The organism is Paucilactobacillus nenjiangensis (genome assembly GCF_008632615.1).
GTDB lineage: Bacteria > Bacillota > Bacilli > Lactobacillales > Lactobacillaceae > Paucilactobacillus > Paucilactobacillus nenjiangensis.
Genome location: NZ_CP043939.1, coordinates 387,077 through 409,801 on the forward strand (window position 1 = coordinate 387,077; position 22,725 = coordinate 409,801).

General features: G+C 38.2%; 17 protein-coding genes and 1 other annotated feature. Of the genes, 13 read left to right on the forward strand and 4 right to left on the reverse strand.

The features are described 5' to 3' along the window. Nucleotides 1-13 precede the first annotated feature (13 nt). The 3 genes from F0161_RS01965 to F0161_RS01975 all read right to left on the reverse strand — a co-directional run bounded on the left by F0161_RS01965 (nucleotide 14) and on the right by F0161_RS01975 (nucleotide 2,928). Nucleotides 14-532, reverse strand: coding sequence for a methylated-DNA--[protein]-cysteine S-methyltransferase (locus F0161_RS01965; RefSeq protein ID WP_371858086.1), 519 nt, complete (start codon nucleotides 530-532; stop codon nucleotides 14-16). Between the two features lie 6 nt (nucleotides 533-538). Then, complete coding sequence (locus tag F0161_RS01970) at nucleotides 539-1,684, reverse strand: ArgE/DapE family deacylase (RefSeq protein ID WP_150203456.1); 1,146 nt, start codon at nucleotides 1,682-1,684, stop codon at nucleotides 539-541. Nucleotides 1,685-2,169: 485 nt separating this feature from the next. Beyond that, on the reverse strand, nucleotides 2,170-2,928 hold the full coding sequence (locus F0161_RS01975) for an SDR family oxidoreductase (protein ID WP_137602251.1): 759 nt from the start codon (nucleotides 2,926-2,928) through the stop codon (nucleotides 2,170-2,172). 395 nt (nucleotides 2,929-3,323) lie between these two features. Here F0161_RS01975 and F0161_RS01980 point away from each other — a divergent pair, with 395 nt between their 5' ends. The 9 genes from F0161_RS01980 to F0161_RS02020 all read left to right on the forward strand — a co-directional run bounded on the left by F0161_RS01980 (nucleotide 3,324) and on the right by F0161_RS02020 (nucleotide 17,138). Next, on the forward strand, nucleotides 3,324-3,857 hold the full coding sequence (locus tag F0161_RS01980; RefSeq protein ID WP_150203458.1) for a hypothetical protein: 534 nt from the start codon (nucleotides 3,324-3,326) through the stop codon (nucleotides 3,855-3,857). A gap of 126 nt (nucleotides 3,858-3,983) precedes the next feature. Continuing rightward, nucleotides 3,984-4,511: a DUF1836 domain-containing protein gene (locus F0161_RS01985; protein WP_137602253.1), complete on the forward strand. Its 528-nt coding sequence runs from the start codon at nucleotides 3,984-3,986 to the stop codon at nucleotides 4,509-4,511. Nucleotides 4,512-4,791: 280 nt separating this feature from the next. Beyond that, nucleotides 4,792-7,398, forward strand: a complete 2,607-nt coding sequence (adhE, locus tag F0161_RS01990; protein WP_150203460.1) for a bifunctional acetaldehyde-CoA/alcohol dehydrogenase — start codon at nucleotides 4,792-4,794, stop codon at nucleotides 7,396-7,398. 455 nt (nucleotides 7,399-7,853) lie between these two features. Further along, nucleotides 7,854-8,090: a binding site (T-box leader), on the forward strand. Between the two features lie 489 nt (nucleotides 8,091-8,579). After that, complete coding sequence (locus F0161_RS01995) at nucleotides 8,580-10,187, forward strand: xylulokinase (protein ID WP_150203462.1); 1,608 nt, start codon at nucleotides 8,580-8,582, stop codon at nucleotides 10,185-10,187. A 191-nt stretch (nucleotides 10,188-10,378) separates the two neighbouring features. Then, nucleotides 10,379-11,107, forward strand: coding sequence for an L-ribulose-5-phosphate 4-epimerase (locus F0161_RS02000; protein ID WP_137602256.1), 729 nt, complete (start codon nucleotides 10,379-10,381; stop codon nucleotides 11,105-11,107). Nucleotides 11,108-11,487: 380 nt separating this feature from the next. Continuing rightward, nucleotides 11,488-12,885, forward strand: a complete 1,398-nt coding sequence (locus F0161_RS02005) for a sugar porter family MFS transporter (RefSeq protein ID WP_137602257.1) — start codon at nucleotides 11,488-11,490, stop codon at nucleotides 12,883-12,885. Nucleotides 12,886-13,853: 968 nt separating this feature from the next. Beyond that, nucleotides 13,854-14,435 (forward strand): hypothetical protein, encoded by a 582-nt coding sequence (locus F0161_RS02010; RefSeq protein ID WP_150203464.1) that lies wholly within the window; start codon nucleotides 13,854-13,856, stop codon nucleotides 14,433-14,435. Between the two features lie 42 nt (nucleotides 14,436-14,477). Then, nucleotides 14,478-16,820, forward strand: coding sequence for a hypothetical protein (locus F0161_RS02015; protein ID WP_150203467.1), 2,343 nt, complete (start codon nucleotides 14,478-14,480; stop codon nucleotides 16,818-16,820). Nucleotides 16,821-16,829: 9 nt separating this feature from the next. After that, nucleotides 16,830-17,138, forward strand: a complete 309-nt coding sequence (locus F0161_RS02020) for an LPXTG cell wall anchor domain-containing protein (RefSeq protein WP_150203469.1) — start codon at nucleotides 16,830-16,832, stop codon at nucleotides 17,136-17,138. A 62-nt stretch (nucleotides 17,139-17,200) separates the two neighbouring features. On the opposite strand, the gene F0161_RS02025 is transcribed toward F0161_RS02020, so the two are convergent. Beyond that, nucleotides 17,201-18,052: an aldo/keto reductase gene (locus tag F0161_RS02025; protein ID WP_150203471.1), complete on the reverse strand. Its 852-nt coding sequence runs from the start codon at nucleotides 18,050-18,052 to the stop codon at nucleotides 17,201-17,203. Between the two features lie 113 nt (nucleotides 18,053-18,165). On the opposite strand from F0161_RS02025, the gene F0161_RS02030 reads away from it, so the two are divergent. From F0161_RS02030 to F0161_RS02045, 4 genes are all read left to right on the forward strand, one after another. Continuing rightward, nucleotides 18,166-19,239 carry a GntR family transcriptional regulator gene (locus tag F0161_RS02030; protein ID WP_150203472.1) on the forward strand — a complete coding sequence of 358 codons (1,074 nt, stop codon included), beginning with the start codon at nucleotides 18,166-18,168 and terminating at the stop codon, nucleotides 19,237-19,239. A gap of 207 nt (nucleotides 19,240-19,446) precedes the next feature. After that, complete coding sequence (araA, locus tag F0161_RS02035) at nucleotides 19,447-20,871, forward strand: L-arabinose isomerase (RefSeq protein ID WP_137602725.1); 1,425 nt, start codon at nucleotides 19,447-19,449, stop codon at nucleotides 20,869-20,871. Nucleotides 20,872-21,033: 162 nt separating this feature from the next. After that, a complete protein-coding gene (locus F0161_RS02040) occupies nucleotides 21,034-22,035 on the forward strand; it encodes an aldo/keto reductase (protein ID WP_150203474.1) in 1,002 nt (333 codons plus the stop codon). A gap of 101 nt (nucleotides 22,036-22,136) precedes the next feature. Next, nucleotides 22,137-22,700, forward strand: a complete 564-nt coding sequence (locus F0161_RS02045; RefSeq protein WP_150203477.1) for a hypothetical protein — start codon at nucleotides 22,137-22,139, stop codon at nucleotides 22,698-22,700. Nucleotides 22,701-22,725: the final 25 nt, after the last annotated feature.

Consider the following 22,725-nt stretch of genomic DNA (forward strand, 5'->3'; position numbering starts at 1 on the left):
TTTTTGCGTGAAATTATTTTAATGGATTAAATAAATGATCAAAGTTGGCGTGTTCATGCTGTAGTAAGGCAATTTTGGTATCAATTCCAGCAGCGTAACCAGTTAAACTTCCGTTAGCACCAACGACTCGATGGCAGGGGATGATAATCGAAATGGGATTATGACCCACGGCGCCACCAATGGCTTGGGATGACATTGGTTGTTTTGCCAATGATAAACCAATCTGTTTATAGGTGATTGTTTCTCCATAAGGGACTGTCTGAAGAATTTGCCAGACTTTTTGTCGAAAATCAGTGCCTTCAGGGGCAAGCTTGAGTTCGCTAATAGCTGGATTTTCCTGGTTAAAGTAGCGGTTTAACCAGTGATGGACTATTGATGAATATTGATTGCCATGCTCACTGATGGCATTATGATTGATTGATGCCTGAAAATATTTTTGGCCTTTAAACCAAATTCCTTTGAGAGCAGTTTGATTGCAAATGATGGATAATGGTCCCATAGGGGAGTTGTACGTAGTTTCGTATAACATCATAATCTCCTAATTGTTTTGCCAATTTAAGGCAACTTGTCGGTAAGTTTCCATGACTTTAAAATAATTATCCAGAGTGACTGATTCATTTAGACTGTGGGCATCTTCCCATTGACCGGCGCCTAAGACTAGCATTGGAAATTTGTGGTCATCCTTGATGTATTCGGAGGCGTCCGTTGCGCCATGGATAACTTTCAAAATGGCGGGACTGCCAAACGCCATAGAATGAGCCGTTTGAATGGCTTGCACGAAATCACTATGCTGGTCGTTCACAACAGGGGTGAAACTAAAATTAACGGTTAAGCTCAAATTAACATCGGGTTGCTGATTCAATTCAGTGATAATTGCTTGAAGCCGTGCAATCGAATCCGCTTCATTACATTCAGGAACGGGACGAATGTTACCCTCCAAGTAAGCGGATTCGGGGATGCTGTTGACTTGATTACCACCATTGATCACGGTTACGCTGTGCACTAATGGTCCCAAGAGAGGGCTTTCTGGTGCATCGTCAAAGGCGTGTTCTTCGGCAGTAATAAATTTAACTAAGTTAGTGATGGCATTAATTCCAAGTTTTGGCATAGAACTATGCGCGCCTTTACCCTGAGAATGAACCGTATAATCAATCGATCCGCTGTGCGCAAAGACAATGTCTCCACCGGTTGGTTCTCCGATAATCATTGCTGAAACATCATGGACATATCCCTGTGTGGTTAGTTCTTTTGAGCCAGCTGCACCCAATTCTTCACCGGCAGTACCGATAAAACGAATCCGATTCGTTAATTGAGTTTTGGATAATTCAATCAACGTGATGACCATGCCGGCTAAGCCAGATTTCATATCTGCTGCCCCGCGACCATAAACAATCTCGTCTTCGAGCTCTCCGCTCCATGGATTGCGGCCCCAATTTTCCAAATTTCCAGCATCGACCGTGTCCAAATGACCTGCCAACACTAAAACTTTGTTACTTGATTTGGGTCCGATTTCTGCCACGATGTTAGCTCGGTCCAAGTTATCTCCATGACTTATTAATTGTGAGTCGATATCATGTATTTTTAAAAGGTGTTGAATATATTTAGCTAACTCTGCTTCATTTCCATTAGCTGTATTAATTTTAATCATATCTTGCAAGATTCTAATTTTTTCACTTTTATCCATTGCTGTGCTTCTCTCTATATGTAATCGTGTTAATTAACTGTAAGATAGCACAAATTTAACTGGACAACAACACAACGTAAGTGGAGATACTGTGGCGATGTTTGCACCACTATCTCAATCCAGCTTTTCTCGTCAACTCCATTCGCTTAATAAAAATACTGACATCAACTTCAAAGTACGAAGTCAATATCAGTATTTATCATTAATGCTCAGGAGCTAAACGACTTGAAAAGCCTTTTTTTAATCCGGGTTTAAAAGTCAATTCTTTCATCTAACAAAACAAACTCTCATTGCAAGGTGCGCAATAAGAGTTCGTTATATGTTAGTTTTCAAGAATTAACCGACTTTTGCACCACTATAATAATCCAGCTTTTCTCGTCAACTCCATTCGCTTAATAAAAATACTGACATCAACTTCAAAGTACGAAGTCAATATCAGTATTTATCATTAATGCTCAGGAGCTAAACGACTTGAAAAGCCTTTTTTATTGTGCTGTATATCCGCCATCAACGACGAATTCAGAGCCAGTTGCGAATTTAGATTCGTTAGAAGCAAGGTAAACACAAATCCAAGCGATATCGTCAGGTTCACCGATGTGACCCATTGGAGTCTTTGAACGATCGGACATGCCTTCTTCGGCACCTTCAATTCCATCAACTAATGGAGTCTTGATATAACCAGGGTGAACCGTGTTAACACGAACGTCATAATCTTTTAAAGCTGAATCAATTGCAGCCGATTTAGACATAATCCGTACAGCACCCTTAGTGGCGTTGTAAGCGCCCAAATTAGGATCGCCAATAAATCCTTCAATAGAAGACATATTGATGATAGAAGCGCCAAGATTCTTATTTTTCATGCGTTGAATACCTAGACGAGTACCAAAGAAGACACCATCTAAGTTAATATCCATAATTTTACGCCAAGTTTCGGTGCTGGTTTCTTCAATCGAACCAGTTAAACCAACTCCAGCGTTATTAACTAAAGTGCTGACTGGTCCAAAGGCCTTTTCTGTTTCATCAAATAAATCAACCCAACCAGCTTCATCAGCAGCGTCATGTTGAATGAAACGAATTACATCAGGGCCGCCAATTTTCTTAGCAGCGGCTTCACCAACATCAGCGTGACGACCGGTAATAACTACCTTAGCACCTTCATCAACGAAACGATGAGCGACTGCCCAGCCAATTCCTAATGTACCACCAGTGACAATTGCAACTTTACCATCCAAACGATTACTCATAAATGTGAACCTCCAGATATTTGTATTAGTTAATCTAACAGGCATTGCGCCATATGTGAAGAATAACACAAGTTATCCGGTTATGTCACCTAATTTCCTTCTTTTAACTATTTTTGACCTGTTAATGCTCAGTTATATCAAAATCGTTTACTATTTTGACTGACATCAAAGCTGTTTTGTAATTTGACAAGTTAATAGTTAATTGGGTAAAATATGGACAATAAATTAAATGGGGTAAATCAAATGACACTACTTGCAAGCACATTACTATTTAGGTAGCGTCCACGTAAATAAAGACGTGGGCGCCGTTTTTGCGTGCTCACGTCTGACAAAATAATGCCGTCAGATGTGATTTTCTGACGGTTTTTTATTTTGATTGAAATGAGGAAAACATCATGAGAGTTGTAAATACTTTAGGCCCTAAGGAAACAGATAGCTATGCGGCAGCACTAAATATCCCAGGTGAAGAAGAAAATGAAATTGTGATCCATGATAATTTTGATGATATTATCGCCAATTTAGAACAGTATCAAGGAGAATATTTATTAATTCCGGCAGCATATCAGAGTAAACAAAAAGATTTTGGTTGGCGGGAACTCAGCTATGAATATTGGGATCGACTCGTAATTGAACAGGTCTTTCATCATGCATTAAAGCCAATGGTGCTGATTTCTAACTTTGACTTTCATCAAAATAAAGCAATTATCCATCCTGCAACTACGAACTTACTGAACCATTATCTAAAAGAACAGCAGTTAACGATGCCGATTCATTATGCTGGGAGCAAGGCCAGTGCGTATGAACGCTTTGTCGCGAACAAATATCGATTCACGATTGTCAGTGAAGATGTCATGGAGGAAAACAATCCATATCAAATCATTAAGCGGTATTTACCGGAGATGGTCTGGTGTCTCTATTTCATCAAATAAAGCCTCACCACTGAGCTAATTAAACAATCTTTGTTGACTAATGAATAAACTCGTAATTCTAAGTATAACTAGTTTACAAAACTAGGTGATTAAGTTACGATAGCTTTTAAAGGATGGGTGAAGATAATGGCAGAAATAGAAGAGTACCACAAATGGGAAAAATCCTTGGCAACCATCGATTTTCCCAAGTGGGACGAATTACCAAAATTAGAACTGTATATGGATCAAGTTGTGGCATATGTGAATTCAATTATTGGCTCACTCGGTTTAGATTTAATCACGTCTTCAATGGTTAACAATTACGTTAAGAAAAATGTAATTTTAGCACCAGTTAAAAAGAAGTATCAAGTGATGCACATTGCAGATATTTTGATTATTACACTACTTAAATCGACGTACCCACTGGATGTCATTCGGTCGGGGATGAATCAAGTTACCTCACACAAGTATCCCAAAAAAGCATTTGATAGTTTCGTTGAATTACTGAATCAGCGGTTGTCAGGACATGAACTCGACCCTGAGGGTGGTAAAACGATTGAAGAGAAACTAATGATTATTGCAGTTGATAGTATTATTACGACACTAAAGGCACGCGAACTTTTGAAGTTAATGGAACGTGATAATCAACCTCAAGAAATCAAAAAAATTAAATAACAAATTAAAAATGGCCTTGAAAAAACTTTTTTTCAGGTCATTTTTTAAGCTTTTCTTAAATGTAAGCGATTACAATTTGTACAGTAATTCACAAACTTTTTTAAAATCATTTGATTTGGTCCATTTTCGATTGTGAAACTATGAAAACTTATGGTATAAGCAATTAAAGCCACTTTGAAAAACTCTGAACAAAGTACTTTACAAATATAAAAAACTAAAATATAATAGCACTTGTGAATAACTTAACAATTAATTTCAGACATGACATGGAGGGAATACAATGATTAAAGAACCTAACAGCAAAGAAGTCGACGTAACCGCAATGATCGATGAACTCGTTGCAAAAGGACACGTTGCCCTAGATAAGATGGAAGACTTTGACCAAGAAAAAATTGACAACATTGTGCACCACATGGCGATGACCGCCTTAGACCAACATATGCATTTAGCAAAAATGGCCTGGGAAGAAACTGGTCGTGGAGTGATGGAAGATAAAGCCATCAAGAATATGTATGCTTCAGAAGAAATCTGGCATTCAATTAAAGACTTACGGACAGTTGGTATCATTAAAGATGATCGCGAACGTCAATTGATTACCGTTGCAGAACCTTTGGGAGTTATTGCCGGAATCACACCAGTTACGAACCCAACTTCAACAACAATTTTCAAATCATTGATTGCTGTGAAGACTCGTAACCCAATTATTTTTGCTTTCCATCCACAAGCACAAAAATCAAGTGCAGAAGCAGCTCGTGTTTTACGCGATGCAGCGATTGATGCTGGAGCACCTAAAGATATTATTCAATGGATTGAAACACCAAGTTTGGAAGCAACCACTGCAATCATCAACCATGATGGTATTGCAAGTATTCTTGCTACTGGTGGACCAGGCATGGTTAAAGCTGCGTATTCTTCAGGTAAACCAGCCTTGGGTGTTGGACCTGGTAACGGCCCAGTTTACGTTGAAAAAACTGCTCATATCAAACGTGCAGTCAACGATATCATCATGTCAAAAACATTTGATAATGGGATGATTTGTGCCACTGAAAATAGTGCAGTGATCGATGATGTTATCTATGACAAAGTAATGAAAGAAATGACTGACCACAAAGCATTTGTTATCGCTAAGAAAGATCACAAAAAATTAGCTGATGCAATGTTTGATGAAAAACGTGGCGGTGTTAAGGGACCTATCGCTGGTATGTCAGCAATCGCCATTGCTAAATTAGCTGGTATCAAAGTTCCTGATGATACTAAAGTGTTAGTTGCTGAAGTGACTGAAGTTGGACCACAAGAACCACTTTCACGTGAAAAGTTAAGCCCAGTCTTATCTGTTTACCGTGCAAAGACTCAAGAAGACGCAATTAAGATTTGTGAAGCTTTACTTGATTTTGGTGGATTAGGCCATACTGCTGCAATCCAATCAGAAGATGATGAATTAATTACGAGATTTGGTGTGAGAGTTAAAGCTAGTCGTGTAATTGTTAACACTCCATCTGCTTTAGGTGGAATTGGTAACCTTTATAACGAAATGGTTCCTTCATTTACCTTGGGAACTGGATCATGGGGTAAAAACTCAATTTCTCATAACGTTTCAGCATTTGACCTTATCAACGTTAAAACTATCGCAAAGAGGCGTAATAATATGCAATGGGTTAAACTTCCAAAGGTTTACTTTGAAAAGACATCAGTTCGTTACTTAGAGGATATGCCAGGTGTTAAGAAGGTTATGTTAATCACTGGCCCAAGCATGGTTAAGTATGGTTATGCTGATATCGTTGTCAATGAATTAAAACGCCGTCCTAACGGTGACAAGATTCAATACGAAATTTTCTCAGACATCGAACCAGATCCATCGACAGATACAGTTCAACGTGGATTGAACCAAATTCGTGAATTTGAACCTGATACAATTATTGCTCTTGGTGGTGGTTCACCACTTGATGCTGCCAAAGGTATGTGGTTATTCTACGAACATCCAGAAGCTGATTTCTTCGGTGCAAAACAAAAATTCTTGGATATCCGTAAGAGAACTTACAAATTAGGTACTCCTAACAAGGCTCAATTTGTTGCTATTCCAAGTACTTCAGGTACTGGTTCAGAAGTAACACCATTCTCTGTTATTACTGATAGCAAGACTCATGTTAAATACCCATTGGCTGATTATGCCTTGACTCCAGACGTTGCCATCGTTGATCCTCAATTTGTCGAAACAGTTCCAAAGAAGACAATTGCCGAATCAGGTTTGGATGTGTTAGCCCATGCCACAGAATCATTTGTTTCAGCATTGGCATCAGATTACACTCGTCCATGGTCATTACAAGCTGCTAAATTGGTCTTTGATAACCTTGAAGCTTCATATAATGGTGATCAAGAAGCCAAAGCAAACATGCATAATGCCTCAACACTTGCAGGGATGGCCTTTGGTAATGCCTTCTTAGGAATTAACCATGCCATTGCTCATAAACTTGGCGGAGAATTCGGCTTGGCTCACGGTCGTTGTATCGCAATTACATTCCCACACGTCGTTCGCTATAATGCCTCAGAGCCTAAGAAGATGAATCCATGGCCTAAGTATGAATACTTCCGTGCCAATGATGATTATGCTGACTTAGCTCGTTACGTTGGAGTTCAAGGTAACACTAACGAAGAATTAATCGAAGGTTTCATTGATAAATTTATCAAATTAGCTCACGCTGTTGATATTCCATTAAGCTTAAAGGCTAATGGTGTTAAGAAGGCTGACTTTGACAAGGTTGTTGATGAAATGGCTGAATTAGCATACGAAGATCAAACAACTACTGCTAACCCTGTAGAACCATTAATTGCTGATTTGAAACAAATCATGATTGATGAATATGATGGGAAAAATGTGGAAAAGAAATAAATAAGTGCTGAACAAAGTGCTTAAACATTGAGTATTAACAGATAATGACCGCTATCCGAGTTTTGGATGGTGGTCATTATTAGTTAAACGGAGATGTTTGCTTTGTGAAGCCGTTAAGGGAATAAGTGCTGATCATTCCGGTTATCAACAGAGCATTAGCAAAAAAATAACGGAAAGTACAATTCGAACTTGAATTGTGCTTTTTGTTATTTAAGCTAAGAGACGTTGATGGGATGAGATGCCGTTAAAGAAAATAAGTACTGAGCTCACCGAATAATTTCGGAGCACTAATATGAACGTCAATGATGATTCGCAGTTTGAATCGTTATTGGCGTTCATATTAGGTGACGGAATTGGTGAGTGAAGCCATTAAAACCAACAAAGTTCACTTAATCACCAATAACTTGTTGACATTTATTCAGGTTGGAGTATTATTAAAACAACATTAAAGATAAATTAGAACTTTGATGAGAAAAAGTAAATTAAATGACGTTTGAAGAGACCTCGTAGTTGGTGAGAATGAGGAACGAAGTTTAATTGAAAGTAATCTCTGAGAGTTGAATGCGAGTTTGAGTGTTCAATGGTTGCACCCATTATAGCGCCAAGGTATCGTCGAGTCTGGCCGTACCTGGTAAGGTATATTTCGTGAGAAGTATACATAATGAGGTGGTACCACGCAAAGCGTCCTTATTAGGCAATTAAGCCTAGTAAGGACGTTTTTTTGTGTCTTTGGTGAAACTAACTGGAAAGGGAGATGAGATTCAATGATAACAAAATATACACACAGTAATGGCGGGATTGTGCGAGTCATGTCCCTAAAAACGTTAATGAACACATAAACAAAACACACATACAATTACAAACATAAAAAGTGGGCACATAGAAACAATTCGGATTACACATAGCGACATCACATAGAATTAATACACATAGAACACTGCATCAACATAGAACAATAATAAGACCAACACACATATTAGGGAGCTTGAGCAAATGCTTGAGTTCCTTTTCTATTTGGTTAGTTAATTTGCTTTGTATTTCACAAGAATTTAAATTTATATGGTTATTTTGCGTATAAATTAGAATGTGTATTGATTTATACGGACAAATATCATACAATGTAAGCGGATAACATTTTACGTTTCTAAGTAAATAACATAATTAAATCGGAGGTTACTTCCATGAATACGGATCAAATTAAAAGTGCTATCGAAAACGGTAACACAGCGCTCGGAATTGAACTTGGCTCAACCCGAATTAAAGCGGTATTAGTAGCAGACAACTTCCAGACAGTTGCTTCAGGCGATTTTGTTTGGGAAAATGAACTCGACCAAGGAATCTGGACATACTCACTTGAAAAAGTATGGGCCGGCATTCAAACGAGTTATGCTAATTTGGCAACTGAAGCCAAAGACAAATATGGTGTGAACATTAAAAAAATTGGTTCAATCGGAATCAGTGCCATGATGCATGGTTACATGGCCTTTGATAAAGATGGCGAAATTTTGGTTCCATTCCGGACATGGCGTAACAACATCACTGGCCAAGCAGCTGGTGAATTAACAGAACTATTTAACTTCAATATTCCAGAACGTTGGAGCATTGCACATTTGTACCAAGCTGTTTTGAATAAAGAAGATCACGTTAAGAACATCGATTTCCTAACAACTCTAGATGGTTATGTACATTACAAGCTCTCTGGTGAAAAGACGGTGGGAATTGGGGATGCCTCAGGAATTTTCCCAGTTGATGAAAACACTGCTGACTATGATGCAGACATGATTGAAAAGTTCCGTGCCCTACAAAACGTTAAACAATACACATGGGACATTAAAGAAATCTTACCAACTGTTAAAGTTGCTGGTGAAAACGCGGGTGCCTTAACTGATGCAGGTGCCGCATTGCTTGATCCTACTGGCCAACTTCAAGGAGGTGCTTTGATGGCACCTTCTGAAGGGGACGCTGGTACGGGGATGGTTGCTACTAACGCGGTTCGTAAGCGGACTGGTAACATTTCTGCCGGAACTTCAGCTTTCTCAATGGTTGTGTTAGATGAACCATTGAAGAAAGTGCATCGCGATATCGACATGGTTACTACTCCAGACGGTGCGCCAGTTGCCATGGTGCACACTAATAACAGTTCATCAGATATCAATGCTTGGACTAGCCTGTTTGCTGAATTTGCCAAAGTTATTGGTGCACCACAAAAGCCTAATGATTTATATGAAGCACTATTTGATAACTCTTTAAAAGGAGATCAAGATGGTGGTGGCTTAGTTAACTTTGCTTACCTTTCAGGAGAAAACATCACTAAAATGCCTGAAGGTCGTCCATTGTTCGTCCGTAAACCAGATTCAAACTTTAATTTAGCTAACTTCTTTAAAGTACAATTGTATTCAGCCTTTGCTCCTTTGAAGATTGGGATGGATATCTTATTGCGTGAAGAACATATCAAGACAGATGTTTTGATTGCCCAAGGTGGATTATTCAAAACGCCAGTTGTTGCTCAACAAGTTTTAGCTGATGCATTGAATACACCAATTACAGTTATGAGCAATGCCGGTGAAGGTGGTCCATGGGGGATGGCAGTCTTAGCTTTATATGCTCAAAGTCACAAAGATGGTCAATCATTAGCTGACTATTTGGATGATGAAGTATTTAGCTCTCAAGAAAGTGCAACGCTTGAACCAGAACCAGTCAGTGTTCGTGGCTATGAGAAATTTATCGATAACTACAAAGCAGCTCTACCTGTTGAAGGACAAGCTGTTGAATCAATGAAAATGAATTAAAAGTAATTTTCTGAACATTATTGTAAAATCGGAATTGTCCAGGATTATGGGCAGTTCCGATTGTACGTTTAAATGATTTTTGACTGAAGCAATATTTGAAACAAAAATATTCTGAATTAGGTTGATTGTGATTAATCTAAAATTGCGCTACACTGTAATTGAAATTTATCGATAAAAAAGGAGATAATGAAATGCTTGAAGATTTAAAGCAAAAAGTTTATGACGCAAATATGCTCTTACCTAAACTTGATTTGGTAACATTTACTTGGGGTAACGTTTCTCAGATTGATCGTGAATCTGGTTTATTCGTCATCAAGCCTTCTGGCGTAGATTACGATAAATTACGTCCTGAAGATATGGTCGTTGTTAACTTAAAGGGTGAAGTTGTTGAAGGTGACATGAATCCATCAAGTGATACACCAACTCACATGTATTTGTATAATCATTTTCCTAATATTGGTGGAGTTGTTCATACACATTCACCTTGGGCAGTTTCATTTGCACAAGCTAAAAAAGATGTACAAGCATTTGGTACAACACATGCCGATACTTTCTATGGGGATGTTCCAGCTGCTGATGCTTTGACACAAGACGAAATTGAAGGCGAATATGAACTAAATACTGGTGAAGTAATTGTTCGGACTTTTAAAGAACGCGGAATTGATCCAGATGCTGTCCCTGCAGTTCTCGTTAGTCAACATGGTCCATTTACTTGGGGTAAAGATGCTGCAGATGCTGTTCATAACGCTAAAGTGTTGGAAGTTGTTGCTGAAATGAACTACCATACATTGATGCTAAATCCATATTCAGACAACCATGTACCACAATATCTCTTAGACAAACATTATTATCGTAAGCATGGTGCTAACGCATATTATGGTCAAGATAACGCTAAGTCAAAAGATCACGCAAAACACTAAAACTCAATCTATTAAACACGTTTGCCACTTTGGTAAGCGTGTTTTTTCAGTAAAGTTTAATAATTGCAAGAATAAATTTTCAAAAATGAAAATGATGAAAACGTATAATCTGGGGCCTGAATCATTGAATTGTGTAAATAATCACGTAACAGATTACAATATTTGTTAAATAACTTAATTTTGCTCTTGATTTATACGGACAAATACCTTATTCTAGTAAATGTAAACGTTACCGAAAATTGTATTTAAGGTTAAATATTATTAGTGGGGCAACGGAACAAAGCAATTATATTTTAGTTGGTTTAATACATTAGTCGTGTAATGTGACTTATGTGTTAAAGAATGAACAATTATATCTTATTCATAAAGGAGAAATTGCAATGGAACAAGAAAAGCGTATTCCAAGTTGGTTCATCTACTTCTTTGGATCATTTGGTGGAATTTTATTTGGTTATGATATCGGTGTTATGACCGGTGCACTTCCATTCTTGAAAATTGATTGGGCTCCAATCAGCGCATCAATGCAAGGATGGATTACTTCAGGGGTTACTCTTGGTGCAATCTTCGGGGGAGCTTTAGCTGGTCAACTTTCTGATCGTCTTGGTCGTAAAAAGATGATTTTGATCTCAGCTGTTATCTTCTGTGTATTCTCACTTCTTTCTGGGGTTGCTCCTAATCATGGTGATTTTTACTTAATTATCATCCGTGTATTCCTTGGATTGGCCGTTGGTGCTGCGTCAGCATTGGTACCACCTTACATGTCAGAATTAGCACCTGCACGTCTCCGAGGACGTTTGAATGGTCTTAACCAAACTATGATTGTTTCAGGTATGTTGATTTCTTATATTATGGATTACATCTTTAAGGGACTTCCAACTGCATGGGGCTGGAGAGTTATGTTAGCTTTCGCTGCTGTACCTGCTGTTATCTTGTTCTTTGGTGTTTTGAAGTTACCTGAATCACCACGTTTCTTGATTAAAAATGGTGATGAAAAATCAGCACGTCGTGTTCTTAGCTATGTTCGTGATAGTGAAGAAGAAATTAATTCTGAATTAGCTGATATCAAAGCAACTGCTAGTCAAGAAGACTCAGCAACTGACAAGAGCGTTAGTTATGCAAGTCTGTTTACTGGTAAGTATCGCTACTTGGTTATTGCCGGGGTTGGGGTTGCGGCTTTCCAACAATTCCAAGGTGCAAATGCTATTTTCTACTACATTCCTTTGATTGTTGAAAGTGCGTTAAAAGTCAATGCTTCAGATGCGCTTATCTGGTCTGTACTCCAAGGGGTTATCTTGGTTGTTGGTTCATTGGTTTACATGGCCATTGCCGACAAGTTCAAACGCCGTTCATTGATTATGATGGGTGGTAGTGTCATGGCTGCTTCATTCTTGTTACCAGCAATCATCAATAAAACGACTGGTACGGAACATCCATTATTACTACTAACATTCCTTTGTATTTACGTATTCTTCTACGCATTTACTTGGGCACCACTTACTTGGGTAATCGTTGGTGAAATGTTCCCACTTGCAGTTCGTGGTAAAGCCGCTGGACTTGCATCATCATTTAACTGGATTGGATCATTCTTAGTCGGATTACTTTTCCCAGTTATGACTGCCTCGATGCCACAAGAAGCTGTGTTCGCAATCTTCGGTATCATCTGTGTATTCGGTGTACTCTTCACTAAGTTCTTTGTTCCTGAAACAAAGGGTAAGACTTTGGAAGAAATCGAAGCAGAAGGTATCAAGAGTACCGGAGCTAGTGCAGAAGCAAAATAATTTAATAAATTAACTTTTTAAGCTCATGTGATTGTGCATGGGTTTTTTTGTACGCGCATTTTCGGCATGTGCCGCGGGTGAGCGAATAGTGCAATTAATGTCAAAGATTTTTTCGCTATAAATAACGGACATTATTTATTTAATAACTTATTAATTTGTCCAAATATATATAAGTACAACTTTGAATTTTGAGAAATTAAAAAATAAATTATTACTAGACTTATGCACCATTGTTATCATAAATTAGTCGATTTTTAAAATTATATTGTAGACACTTTTTATGGAATGTACACAATGTATTTTAATTGTGTCCATAAGTTATTTATGTTAATTTTAAGATATAGTAAGTCAGCTTTTACATCTAAGGAGGTTAATCTAAATGGTGCAAAACTGAAACAATATTTCGATAAAATAATCTAATTTGCTGTAGCTGTGTTTTAAATACTGGTATAACCCCGGTATATATATGATCAACTTTTATGGGCAATACTGGTAAAGGACGGATAAAGCTTGTTTACTCCAAATAATTAAGTTAAATACGTATTTAAGCGGTGCATATTAATGGATTCTTAATATATTTATATATTGAAAAAAATATATTCTAAAATTCAGCTTATTGGTATATTTTGTTTGGCTTTGTGGAACAAATCTGATACGATATGCATGTACAAAAAGGCGAGTGGTATCAACTGATTGTGGATTCAATTAATTACGTAACATGTCGGTTATCGAATGCTAGGTAATTAAATTGTCAGTACTGCCGAATGCCTCTTTTTTATTAATTGGCTGAATTTCAGCTTAGACAGGTTAAGTTAAATAATTATGGTGGATATTCTAAAAAATACAAATGTGAGTTATTCGATGCGAGAGGGGGCATAATCATGCTACATCACGATGCTGATTTAAAGAAAAAATTACACAAGGTAAAGAAACAATGAGTTGTAAAAAGTACCGTATTTGGTGCTCTGATGGCTGCAAGTACACTGCTGGTAACGAGTGCCAATAGCACAGATGCTAGTGCAAGTTCAGATAGTAGTGATTCCTCGGCAGAAGTGAGTTCAACCAGTGGCTCCTTAAGTGGAACGACAGTTTCTTTGACGTCCGTTCAGGTTGCAGTGCCTACCGTGTCAGGTACAAAACAGGGAAATATTGATTCAACGGCAGATGATACAAGTGACGCTGCCGTCGCTGTCGGTAAAGATGTTACTTCAAATGGTACAACTCCGGAAAATGATAGCGGTACAGTAGCTGAACCCGCTTCTTCTAGTGATAATGATGCAAATCAATCAAATGCTAACGATACTTCGGCAACTTCAGAGGTATTATCTGATACTGCTGAATCAAGCACAGAAATAATTGAAAGCGATAATGTTCCAACGCCCAGTTCAGTCTTACCAGAAGATTTGATTTCTTTGGCACGTATGGATACGAGTGTAAATATAGCAGCAACTGCTACTTTACAATCCGATGTAATCACACCAGATGATGTTTTGGCGGTATCGAAAGAACCCGTTGTTATTGCTGATGATGACTATCTTCAGGTAGTATAATATTTAAGACTTTATGGACTTGGTGCAGAAATTTCTGAAAGTTTGTCAACTCTAGTTATTGAATCAATGGGCATTAACCAGGCAGTGTCAGAACGTCGCGCTGCACTTGCTGCAGCTCAAGAGTTAATTGCTAAAGCACAGGCAGCATCTAATAGTGCTGATTATGCAGACGAAATAGATACTTTAGATCAAGTAATCACAAATGCTGCGAAGGGTGACGCAGATGCCCTTACATCAGATATTATTGCCTCAACTAAACTTCTTGATGATGCTGTTAATGCTGATATGAATTCTGCCCTTGCCGCTTTGGCTCAAGATAGCTCTCCGGTTTCTAATGAAGCAGATGTAATTGCTGCTAAAGCCACTCTTCAAAATTCTGTTGATTCGAATAGCGCTACATTAGTTGCCGATACAAATAATTATTTAAGTGTTTTAGCTGCAGCGAAAATTACCCGTAGTGATGCGCAAACAGCGGCTCAAGATGCTATGGATAGAACAGTACCAAACAATAAGGCAGCACTCATAAAAGCGCAAGGCTTGTTGGAACAAGCGATGGCTGATGCAAACAATGAGTTATTGGTCACTAGCGAACTCGTTACATTAACGGATAAACTAAACTTAATAATCGATAGCTTTGTTAAGTTGAATGAAATCTATATGAAGGCGGTCAGTGGACCTGTTACTTATGAAGAGGGGATTGTGCCGTTGGTTTCTAGCATCAACGACCAGTTTTCTAATGCTCAATTGACCTCAGAAGACGTTGACGCGTTTACAACGCAACTTCAAACAATTTTCGATGCTGCGATGAATGCAAGAGACAATGCAAAAATAGACGCTACGAATGCAATCAGTAATGCAAAAGATGTGGCGACAAACAGTAATGTTGCAAGTGCCATCGATAATCTTAATAATATTGTTGAAGCAGCCAACAATAATAGTGAACAAGTACTCACAGCGGATATTATTCATGCGACTGCCTTGCTTAATGCTAATGTTGGCTTATTAAATACTGCCCCGGTGAACAATGAACAAGTGGTGATAGATGCAGTTAATGCATTGAATGTAGTGTTAAACGAACCAACATCGACAACAGCCGATATCTTGGCAGCAACTGACACATTTAATACAGTCGTCGGTGAAGCGAAAGACTCACGAATTGATGCGACGGAAGCAGCCAACACAGCATTAGGTGCGACAGATCCAGTTGGAAATGAAACGGTTGTGACCGATGCGGTCACAGCATTAAATCAAGTCTTAAACGATCCAGCATCGACAACCGCTGAAATCTTGGCAGCAACTGACACATTTAACACAGTCGTCGGTGAAGCAAAAGACTCACGAAATGATGCTAAAGATGCAGTCAACACAGCTTTAGCATCGACAGATCCAGTAGGTAATGAAACGGCTGTGACCGATGCGGTCACAGCATTAAACGAAGTGTTAAACAATCCAGCATCGACAACCGCCGAAATCTTGGCAGCAACTGACACATTTAACACAGTCGTCGGCGAAGCGAAAGACTCACGAAATGATGCCAAAGATGCGGCCGACACAGCCTTAGCTGCGACAGATTCAGTTGGAAATGAACAAGTGGTGACCGATGCGGTCACAGCATTAAACGAAGTCTTAAACAATCCAGCATCGACAACCGCTGAAATCTTAGCAGAGACTGACACATTTAACACAGTCGTCGGCGAAGCGAAAGACTCACGAAATGATGCCAAAGATGCGGCTGACACAGCCTTTGCTGCGACAGATCCAGTTGGAAATGAACAAGTGGTGACTGATGCGGTCACAGCATTAAACGAAGTCTTAAACAATCCAGCATCGACAACCGCCGATATTTTGGCAGCAACAGAAACATTTAAGGACGTTGTTAACCAAGCTAAAGACTCACGAAATGATGCGGTTGATGAAGCAGAGACATTAATTACAAACATTGACTCTATTTCTAAACGTCCAGGTGTTAAGGAAAAATTGGATGAATTACAAAAAACATTGGATGATGCTGCAAGTGGTTCTGAGAATGTGTTAACTGCAGATATTAAAGATACTGTACAAGAATTACGAGAAATTTCTGAAAATGTACAAAATGTTTTAGATGACGCAAATAATCATTTAACAGAAGATTTTGCAAATCCAGTTAATAAAGAACCTGGGGTCAAAGATGCCACTGATAAATTGAAAGATTTAGTGAATGATCCAACGGCGTCAATTGACGATGTACAAAAAGCAATCGATGCAATGGATACAGTTATCGAACAAGCGAAAGTAGAACGAAACCAAGCGATTAAAGATGCAGAGAATGCAGAGAATGCAGAGAATGCAGAGAATGCATTGAAGGAATATGGAAATACTGGCGAACTAGGTAATTTAATACAATAATTACAAGATTTGTTAAATTCGCTTAAAAATGCCGAATCTCTTGTTTTAACACAAGATATCATTCAACTAATTAATCAATTGAATGATGCTGCAAGTCAGTTATCATCTGAGCAAAATAAAAATAATAGTACCGTTAACGGTCAACAGTTATCTTCTGAAAATAAAGAGGTTGATTCAACAACGACTAACGATGATAAAAACAAACTTCCGCAGACTGATGAAAGTGGGGATAGTTTACAAACGTTAGGACTATTGAGCTTACTCATGATGATATTTGGAATTGCAGGCAAGAAACGAAAAAAAGAAGATAGTAAGTAATATATGTACAAAAAAGGTTCAAGCAAATTAATAAATTGCTTGAACCTTTTATGTTGAAAAAATTAATATGGATATTGTTCACCAAATTCATATACTAATTCAGGTTCTTTACTAACGCGATGATTAGTATTAACTGAATCCATTTGTGCCATTTGCGCAGAAGTTAATTCAAAATCATAAATATCTGCATTTTGGGCAATTCTTGCGTCATGAACCGACTTAGGAATGATTGCAATGCCGTTTTGTAAGTGCCAACGTAAAATAACTTGCGCAGCAGACTTGCCAGTATCTTCTGCAACTTTTTGAATGGTAGGATTGTTGAGGACTTTGCCACGTCCTAATGGGCTCCAGGCTTGGGTGGTAATATTGTTCTCAGTATTAAATTTCAACATTGGCTTTTGGCTCATTAATGGACTCACTTCAATCTGGTTCAAAACAGGCATTTCATGTGCTTGGGTAGCCAAATATTGAATGTGAACCATATCGTAATTGCTGACCCCAATTGATTTAGCCAAGCCTTCTTTTTTGATATCTTCGAATGCACGCCAAGTCTCAAAAAATTCAGTATTGATTGGCCAATGAATTAGTAATAAATCGACATAATCCATTTGTAGTTTCGTTAAAGATTCTTTGAGTGAACTAATGGATTTATCGTAACCCTGGTTGGCTTCAGAAATTTTTGTTGTAATAAACATTTGGTCTCGTGGTGCACTAAGTTTTTGTAAGGAGTCGCCTAAATTTTGTTCGTTCTTGTACATTTGAGCCGTGTCAAATAAACGATAGCCATGGTTCCAGGCAGATTCGATTGCTTGATCAAACTCACTTTGATCAGTGATTTTATAAACGCCAAAGCCTTGCTGTGGCATCTTGTTACCATCTGCAAGTGTTAAATAATTATCGGAAATGTTTGTCATGATATCCCTCCGTTTTTTCATCGAAATTAATTGTAACATTTTGAGATAGGGCAGGTAAAATCAATCAGAGAATGATATAGTTAACTTAACAAGAAAATTTGAGGAGAAATGTTGTGGAAACGAAATATGAGACAGTCAAAAAGGGTATTAAGGCAGATATAATTGCTGGGACATACCAAACGGGAGATAAACTACCGACTGAATCCGACTTTATGAAGCAATTCGGAGTGAGCCGATATACGGTTCGTCGTGCCGTGGGTGAATTGCAAAATGAACGGTTTATTTATCGTATCCAGGGTGGTGGCATGTTTGTTGACGATTGGCAATCTGAACGTGTCACCCAAGTAAATAATAAGATGGTTGGTGTTATCACCACACATATTGCTGACTATATTTTCCCTAATATCATTAGTGGAATTGATCGAATTGTGTCGAACAGCGGGTACTCAATTCTGCTGAGCAATACCCATAACAACCATCAAAAAGAACGTCAAAGCTTGATTCGAATGTTGGATAGTAATGTTGAAGCGTTAATTGTGGAACCAACACAAAGTGCGTTGCCAAATCCTAATTTAGATATCTACAAAAAAATTAGAGATGCGGGCATTCCAGTTCTCTTCATCAACTCGCACTACGATGAATTAGATTTTCCATACATCCACACAAATGATTTGGAAGCTGAACAACGATTAACTGAATATCTATTTACCCAAGAACATGAAAAAATTTTGGGAGTCTTTCAAGTTGATGATAGCCAAGGGGTTCACCGAATGAACGGCTTTGTGCAATCGTATTTGAAACATCCAAAGATTTCATATTTGAGTGAAATTGTCATGTACCAGTCAAGCGACGAAATGGCCAAAATCTTTGAACGAGTCACTAAAATAATGTCGAGTGAAAATCGTCCGACTGCAATTGCTTGTTATAATGACAAATTAGCGATTCAGATCATCGATGTGATTCGTTCGTTAGACTTACGAGTGCCCGAAGACGTGTCAGTTGTTGGCTTTGATGATTACCAACTCAGTAAATATATTGAACCTAGTTTAACTACCTTAGTTCACCCAAAAGAAAAAATGGGTATTGATGCTGGCAAGTCCATTATCAAAATGATTAATAAAGAACCAGTCGAGTCAATTACGTATGATCCTGAAATGATTATTCGAAATTCAACTGCTAGAAAATAATTAATAAATTTAAATGCTTAATTCGCGCCTTAGAATTAAGCTTTTTTAGTGGCTAAATAAAGAACTTGTTTAATAAAAAAAATAATGGTTGATTTATACGGACAAATATTTTACAATGTTCTTGTAAGCGATTTACATGTTGCTGTTACTTGATTGCTAAATATTGAGCAATAGACGACTCTATAATAACAAAGGGGATATTAAATTATGATAAATGTACCTGATTACAAATTCTGGTTTGCCGTTGGTAGTCAACATCTTTATGGTGAAGAACAACTTAAATCAGTTGAAAACGATGCTCGCGAAATCGTTGATAAGTTGAATGCAAGTGGAAAGTTACCATATAAAATTGAATTCAAATTAGTAGCAACTACTGCTGCTTCAATTACTCAATTTATGAAGGATGCTAACTACGATGACAGTGTTGCCGGTGTAATCACTTGGATGCACACATTCTCACCAGCTAAAAACTGGATTCGTGGTACAAAATTATTGCAAAAGCCATTACTTCACTTGGCTACACAATTCCTCAACAAGATTCCATACGAAACAATCGATTTCGATTACATGAACTTGAACCAATCAGCTCATGGTGATCGCGAATATGGTTACATCAACGCCCGTCTTGGTATCAAGAACAAGATCGTTATGGGTTGGTGGGGCGACGAAGATGTTCAAGAACAAATTGCTTCATGGCAAGATGTTGCTGTAACATTTGAAGAAAGCCAAAAACTTAAGGTTGTCCGTTTTGGTGATAACATGCGTAATGTTGCCGTTACTGAAGGTGACAAAGTTTCAGCACAAATCAAATTTGGCTGGACTGTTGATGCATACGGCGTTGGTGATTTAGTTGAAGAAATCAATAAAGTTTCTGACGAAGACGTTAACAACAAATATGAAGATTTACAAAAAGAATATGACTATGTAATTGGTGACAATGATCCTGCTAAGTTTGAATCATCTGTTAAATATCAATTACGTCAATACTTTGCTTTGAAGGCATTCATGGACCGTAATGGTTACACTGCCTTTGTTACCAACTTCGAAGACTTATTCGGTCTTGAACAATTGCCTGGTTTAGCTGCACAATTGTTGATGGAAGAAGGATATGGTTTCGGTGCTGAAGGTGACTGGAAGACTGCAGCCTTGACTCGTCTTCTTAAAATCATGGCACACAACAAGCAAACTGCCTTCATGGAAGACTATACTTTGGAATTCCAAAAGGGCAAAGAAGCTATCCTTGGCTCACACATGTTGGAAGTTGATCCTTCAATCGCCAGCGACAAGCCACGTGTTGAAGTTCACCCACTTGATATTGGTGGAAAAGATGATCCTGCACGTCTTGTCTTCTCTGGTTCAGAAGGTGACGGAGTTGATGTTACCGTTTCAGATATGGGCGATGACTTCAAGATGATTTCATACGACGTTAAAGCTAACGTTCCTGAAAAAGATACTCCATTCTTGCCAGTTGCTAAGCAATTATGGACTCCAAAAGCCGGATTACAAGCCGGTGCTACTGAATGGATCCGTAATGGTGGTGGTCACCATACTGTCTTCTCATTGGCAATCACTGGTGAACAATTACAAGACCTTGCTGACTTGTTCGATTTGAACTTTGTTGACATCAAGTAATTTTAACTAATAGACAAAAGCCGATCATAATGGTCGGCTTTTCTTGTCCAGTCAATCTAGCTTGCAATCTGGGACGGTTTCGCCTAGTCTTAACATTGTGAGAGAATTGAAAGCATTTTCATGAAGCTGTGAAAATGATTGATAACACGAGGAGGAAATGCAATGTATCAAGCAAATGAACATCGTTACGATAAGATGCTTTATCGTAATCTTGGTAAATCGGGTTTAAAAGTTTCTGCAATTGCGCTTGGACTTTGGCACAATTTTGGTAATACGACGCCACTGACAAATCAAAAGGAAATAGTCTTTGACGCGTTTGATCGTGGCATTACGTATTTTGATTTAGCGAATAATTATGGTCCTGAACCAGGGTCTGCAGAAAAGAACTTTGGTAAAATCCTGCATGATGACCTGTCCGCTTACCGTGATGAAATGGTAATTTCTTCTAAGGCAGGTTATACCATGTGGCCCGGACCATATGGAGATTGGGGTTCAAAAAAGTATATCACCGCCAGTATCGACCAAAGTTTAAAACGGGTAGGCGTGGATTACTTTGATATTTTCTACCATCACCGTCCAGATCCAAATACACCAATCGAAGAAACGGCACAAGCGTTAGATTTATTAGTGCGGCAAGGGAAAGCATTGTACATTGGTATTTCTAACTATCGTGCGGAACAAACTCGTGAAATTGCCGAAATATTTGAAGATTTAGGGACTCCATTTATCGTCCACCAACCACGTTATAATATGTTCGACCGTTGGATTGAAGATGGTTTAACTGATGTATTAGCTGAAAAAGAAGTTGGGGCAGTCGTCTTTAGTCCATTAGCACAAGGTCGGTTAACCGACCGTTATTTAAATGGAATTCCTAAGGATTCACGCGCTAACCGTTCGGATAGTCCATTTTTGAATGTGGAACGAGTAGAACAAACTACAGCAATTGCAAAACAATTAAATGAAATTGCTAAAACTCGGGGTCAATCACTAGCCCAAATGGCATTAGCATGGAATTTGCGTCAACCGGTTGTTTCCAGTGTGATTATTGGTGCTTCACGGACTCAACAACTCGAAGATAACATTAAAGCGTTGGATAATTTAGATTTTAGTGACGCAGAATTAAAACAATTTGATACTATTTTAGATGGTGTTGAGTTTAAATAAGCAAGATGTACCAGACCTGTGTGGTTTGGTACTTTTTTAATATTTAACTCTATCGAAATAAGGTATAATAAAATCATCATATATCATTTGGAGGATGTAACATGAAGAAGTTAATTACAATTGGTCTAAGCGGGCTATTGCTAGTTTCTTTAGCCGGTTGCGGTAATTCTAGTAGTGATAGTTCTGACTCGAGTTCTTCGAGTTCAAAATTAAGTAAGGTAGTTAAAGATAGTAGTTCTAGCAGCAAATCAAGTAGTAAAGCTGCTTCAAGCAACTCAAATAATAATTCAACCAGTAATTCAACCAGTAATTCAACTGACACAACTAGTCTTTCTAGCACTCAAGCAATCAACTGGATTGCTGCAAATATGGGTAATACGGTGTTAGCTGAATATAATACTGGTAGCACTCAATTTACCAGCCAAGATTTCAGTTACAACTACAATGGGACATCAGGCCCTGCTGGCGAAACTGACGGCGCAGTTTATTATCAAGTTCGTGAAAACCACAGTAGTGCTAATATGCAGGCTGCAGGTGCAGATCCTAATACCTCATCAAATGCAGGCTGGTTCCGCATTACTGCTAATGGAGCCCTTCAATATGAATCTGCAGCTAATCAAGCTTCAAATTCTTGGACAACCGTCAGCACATCTTATAATGGATAAATTAAAAAAACAGATTACGATTTAA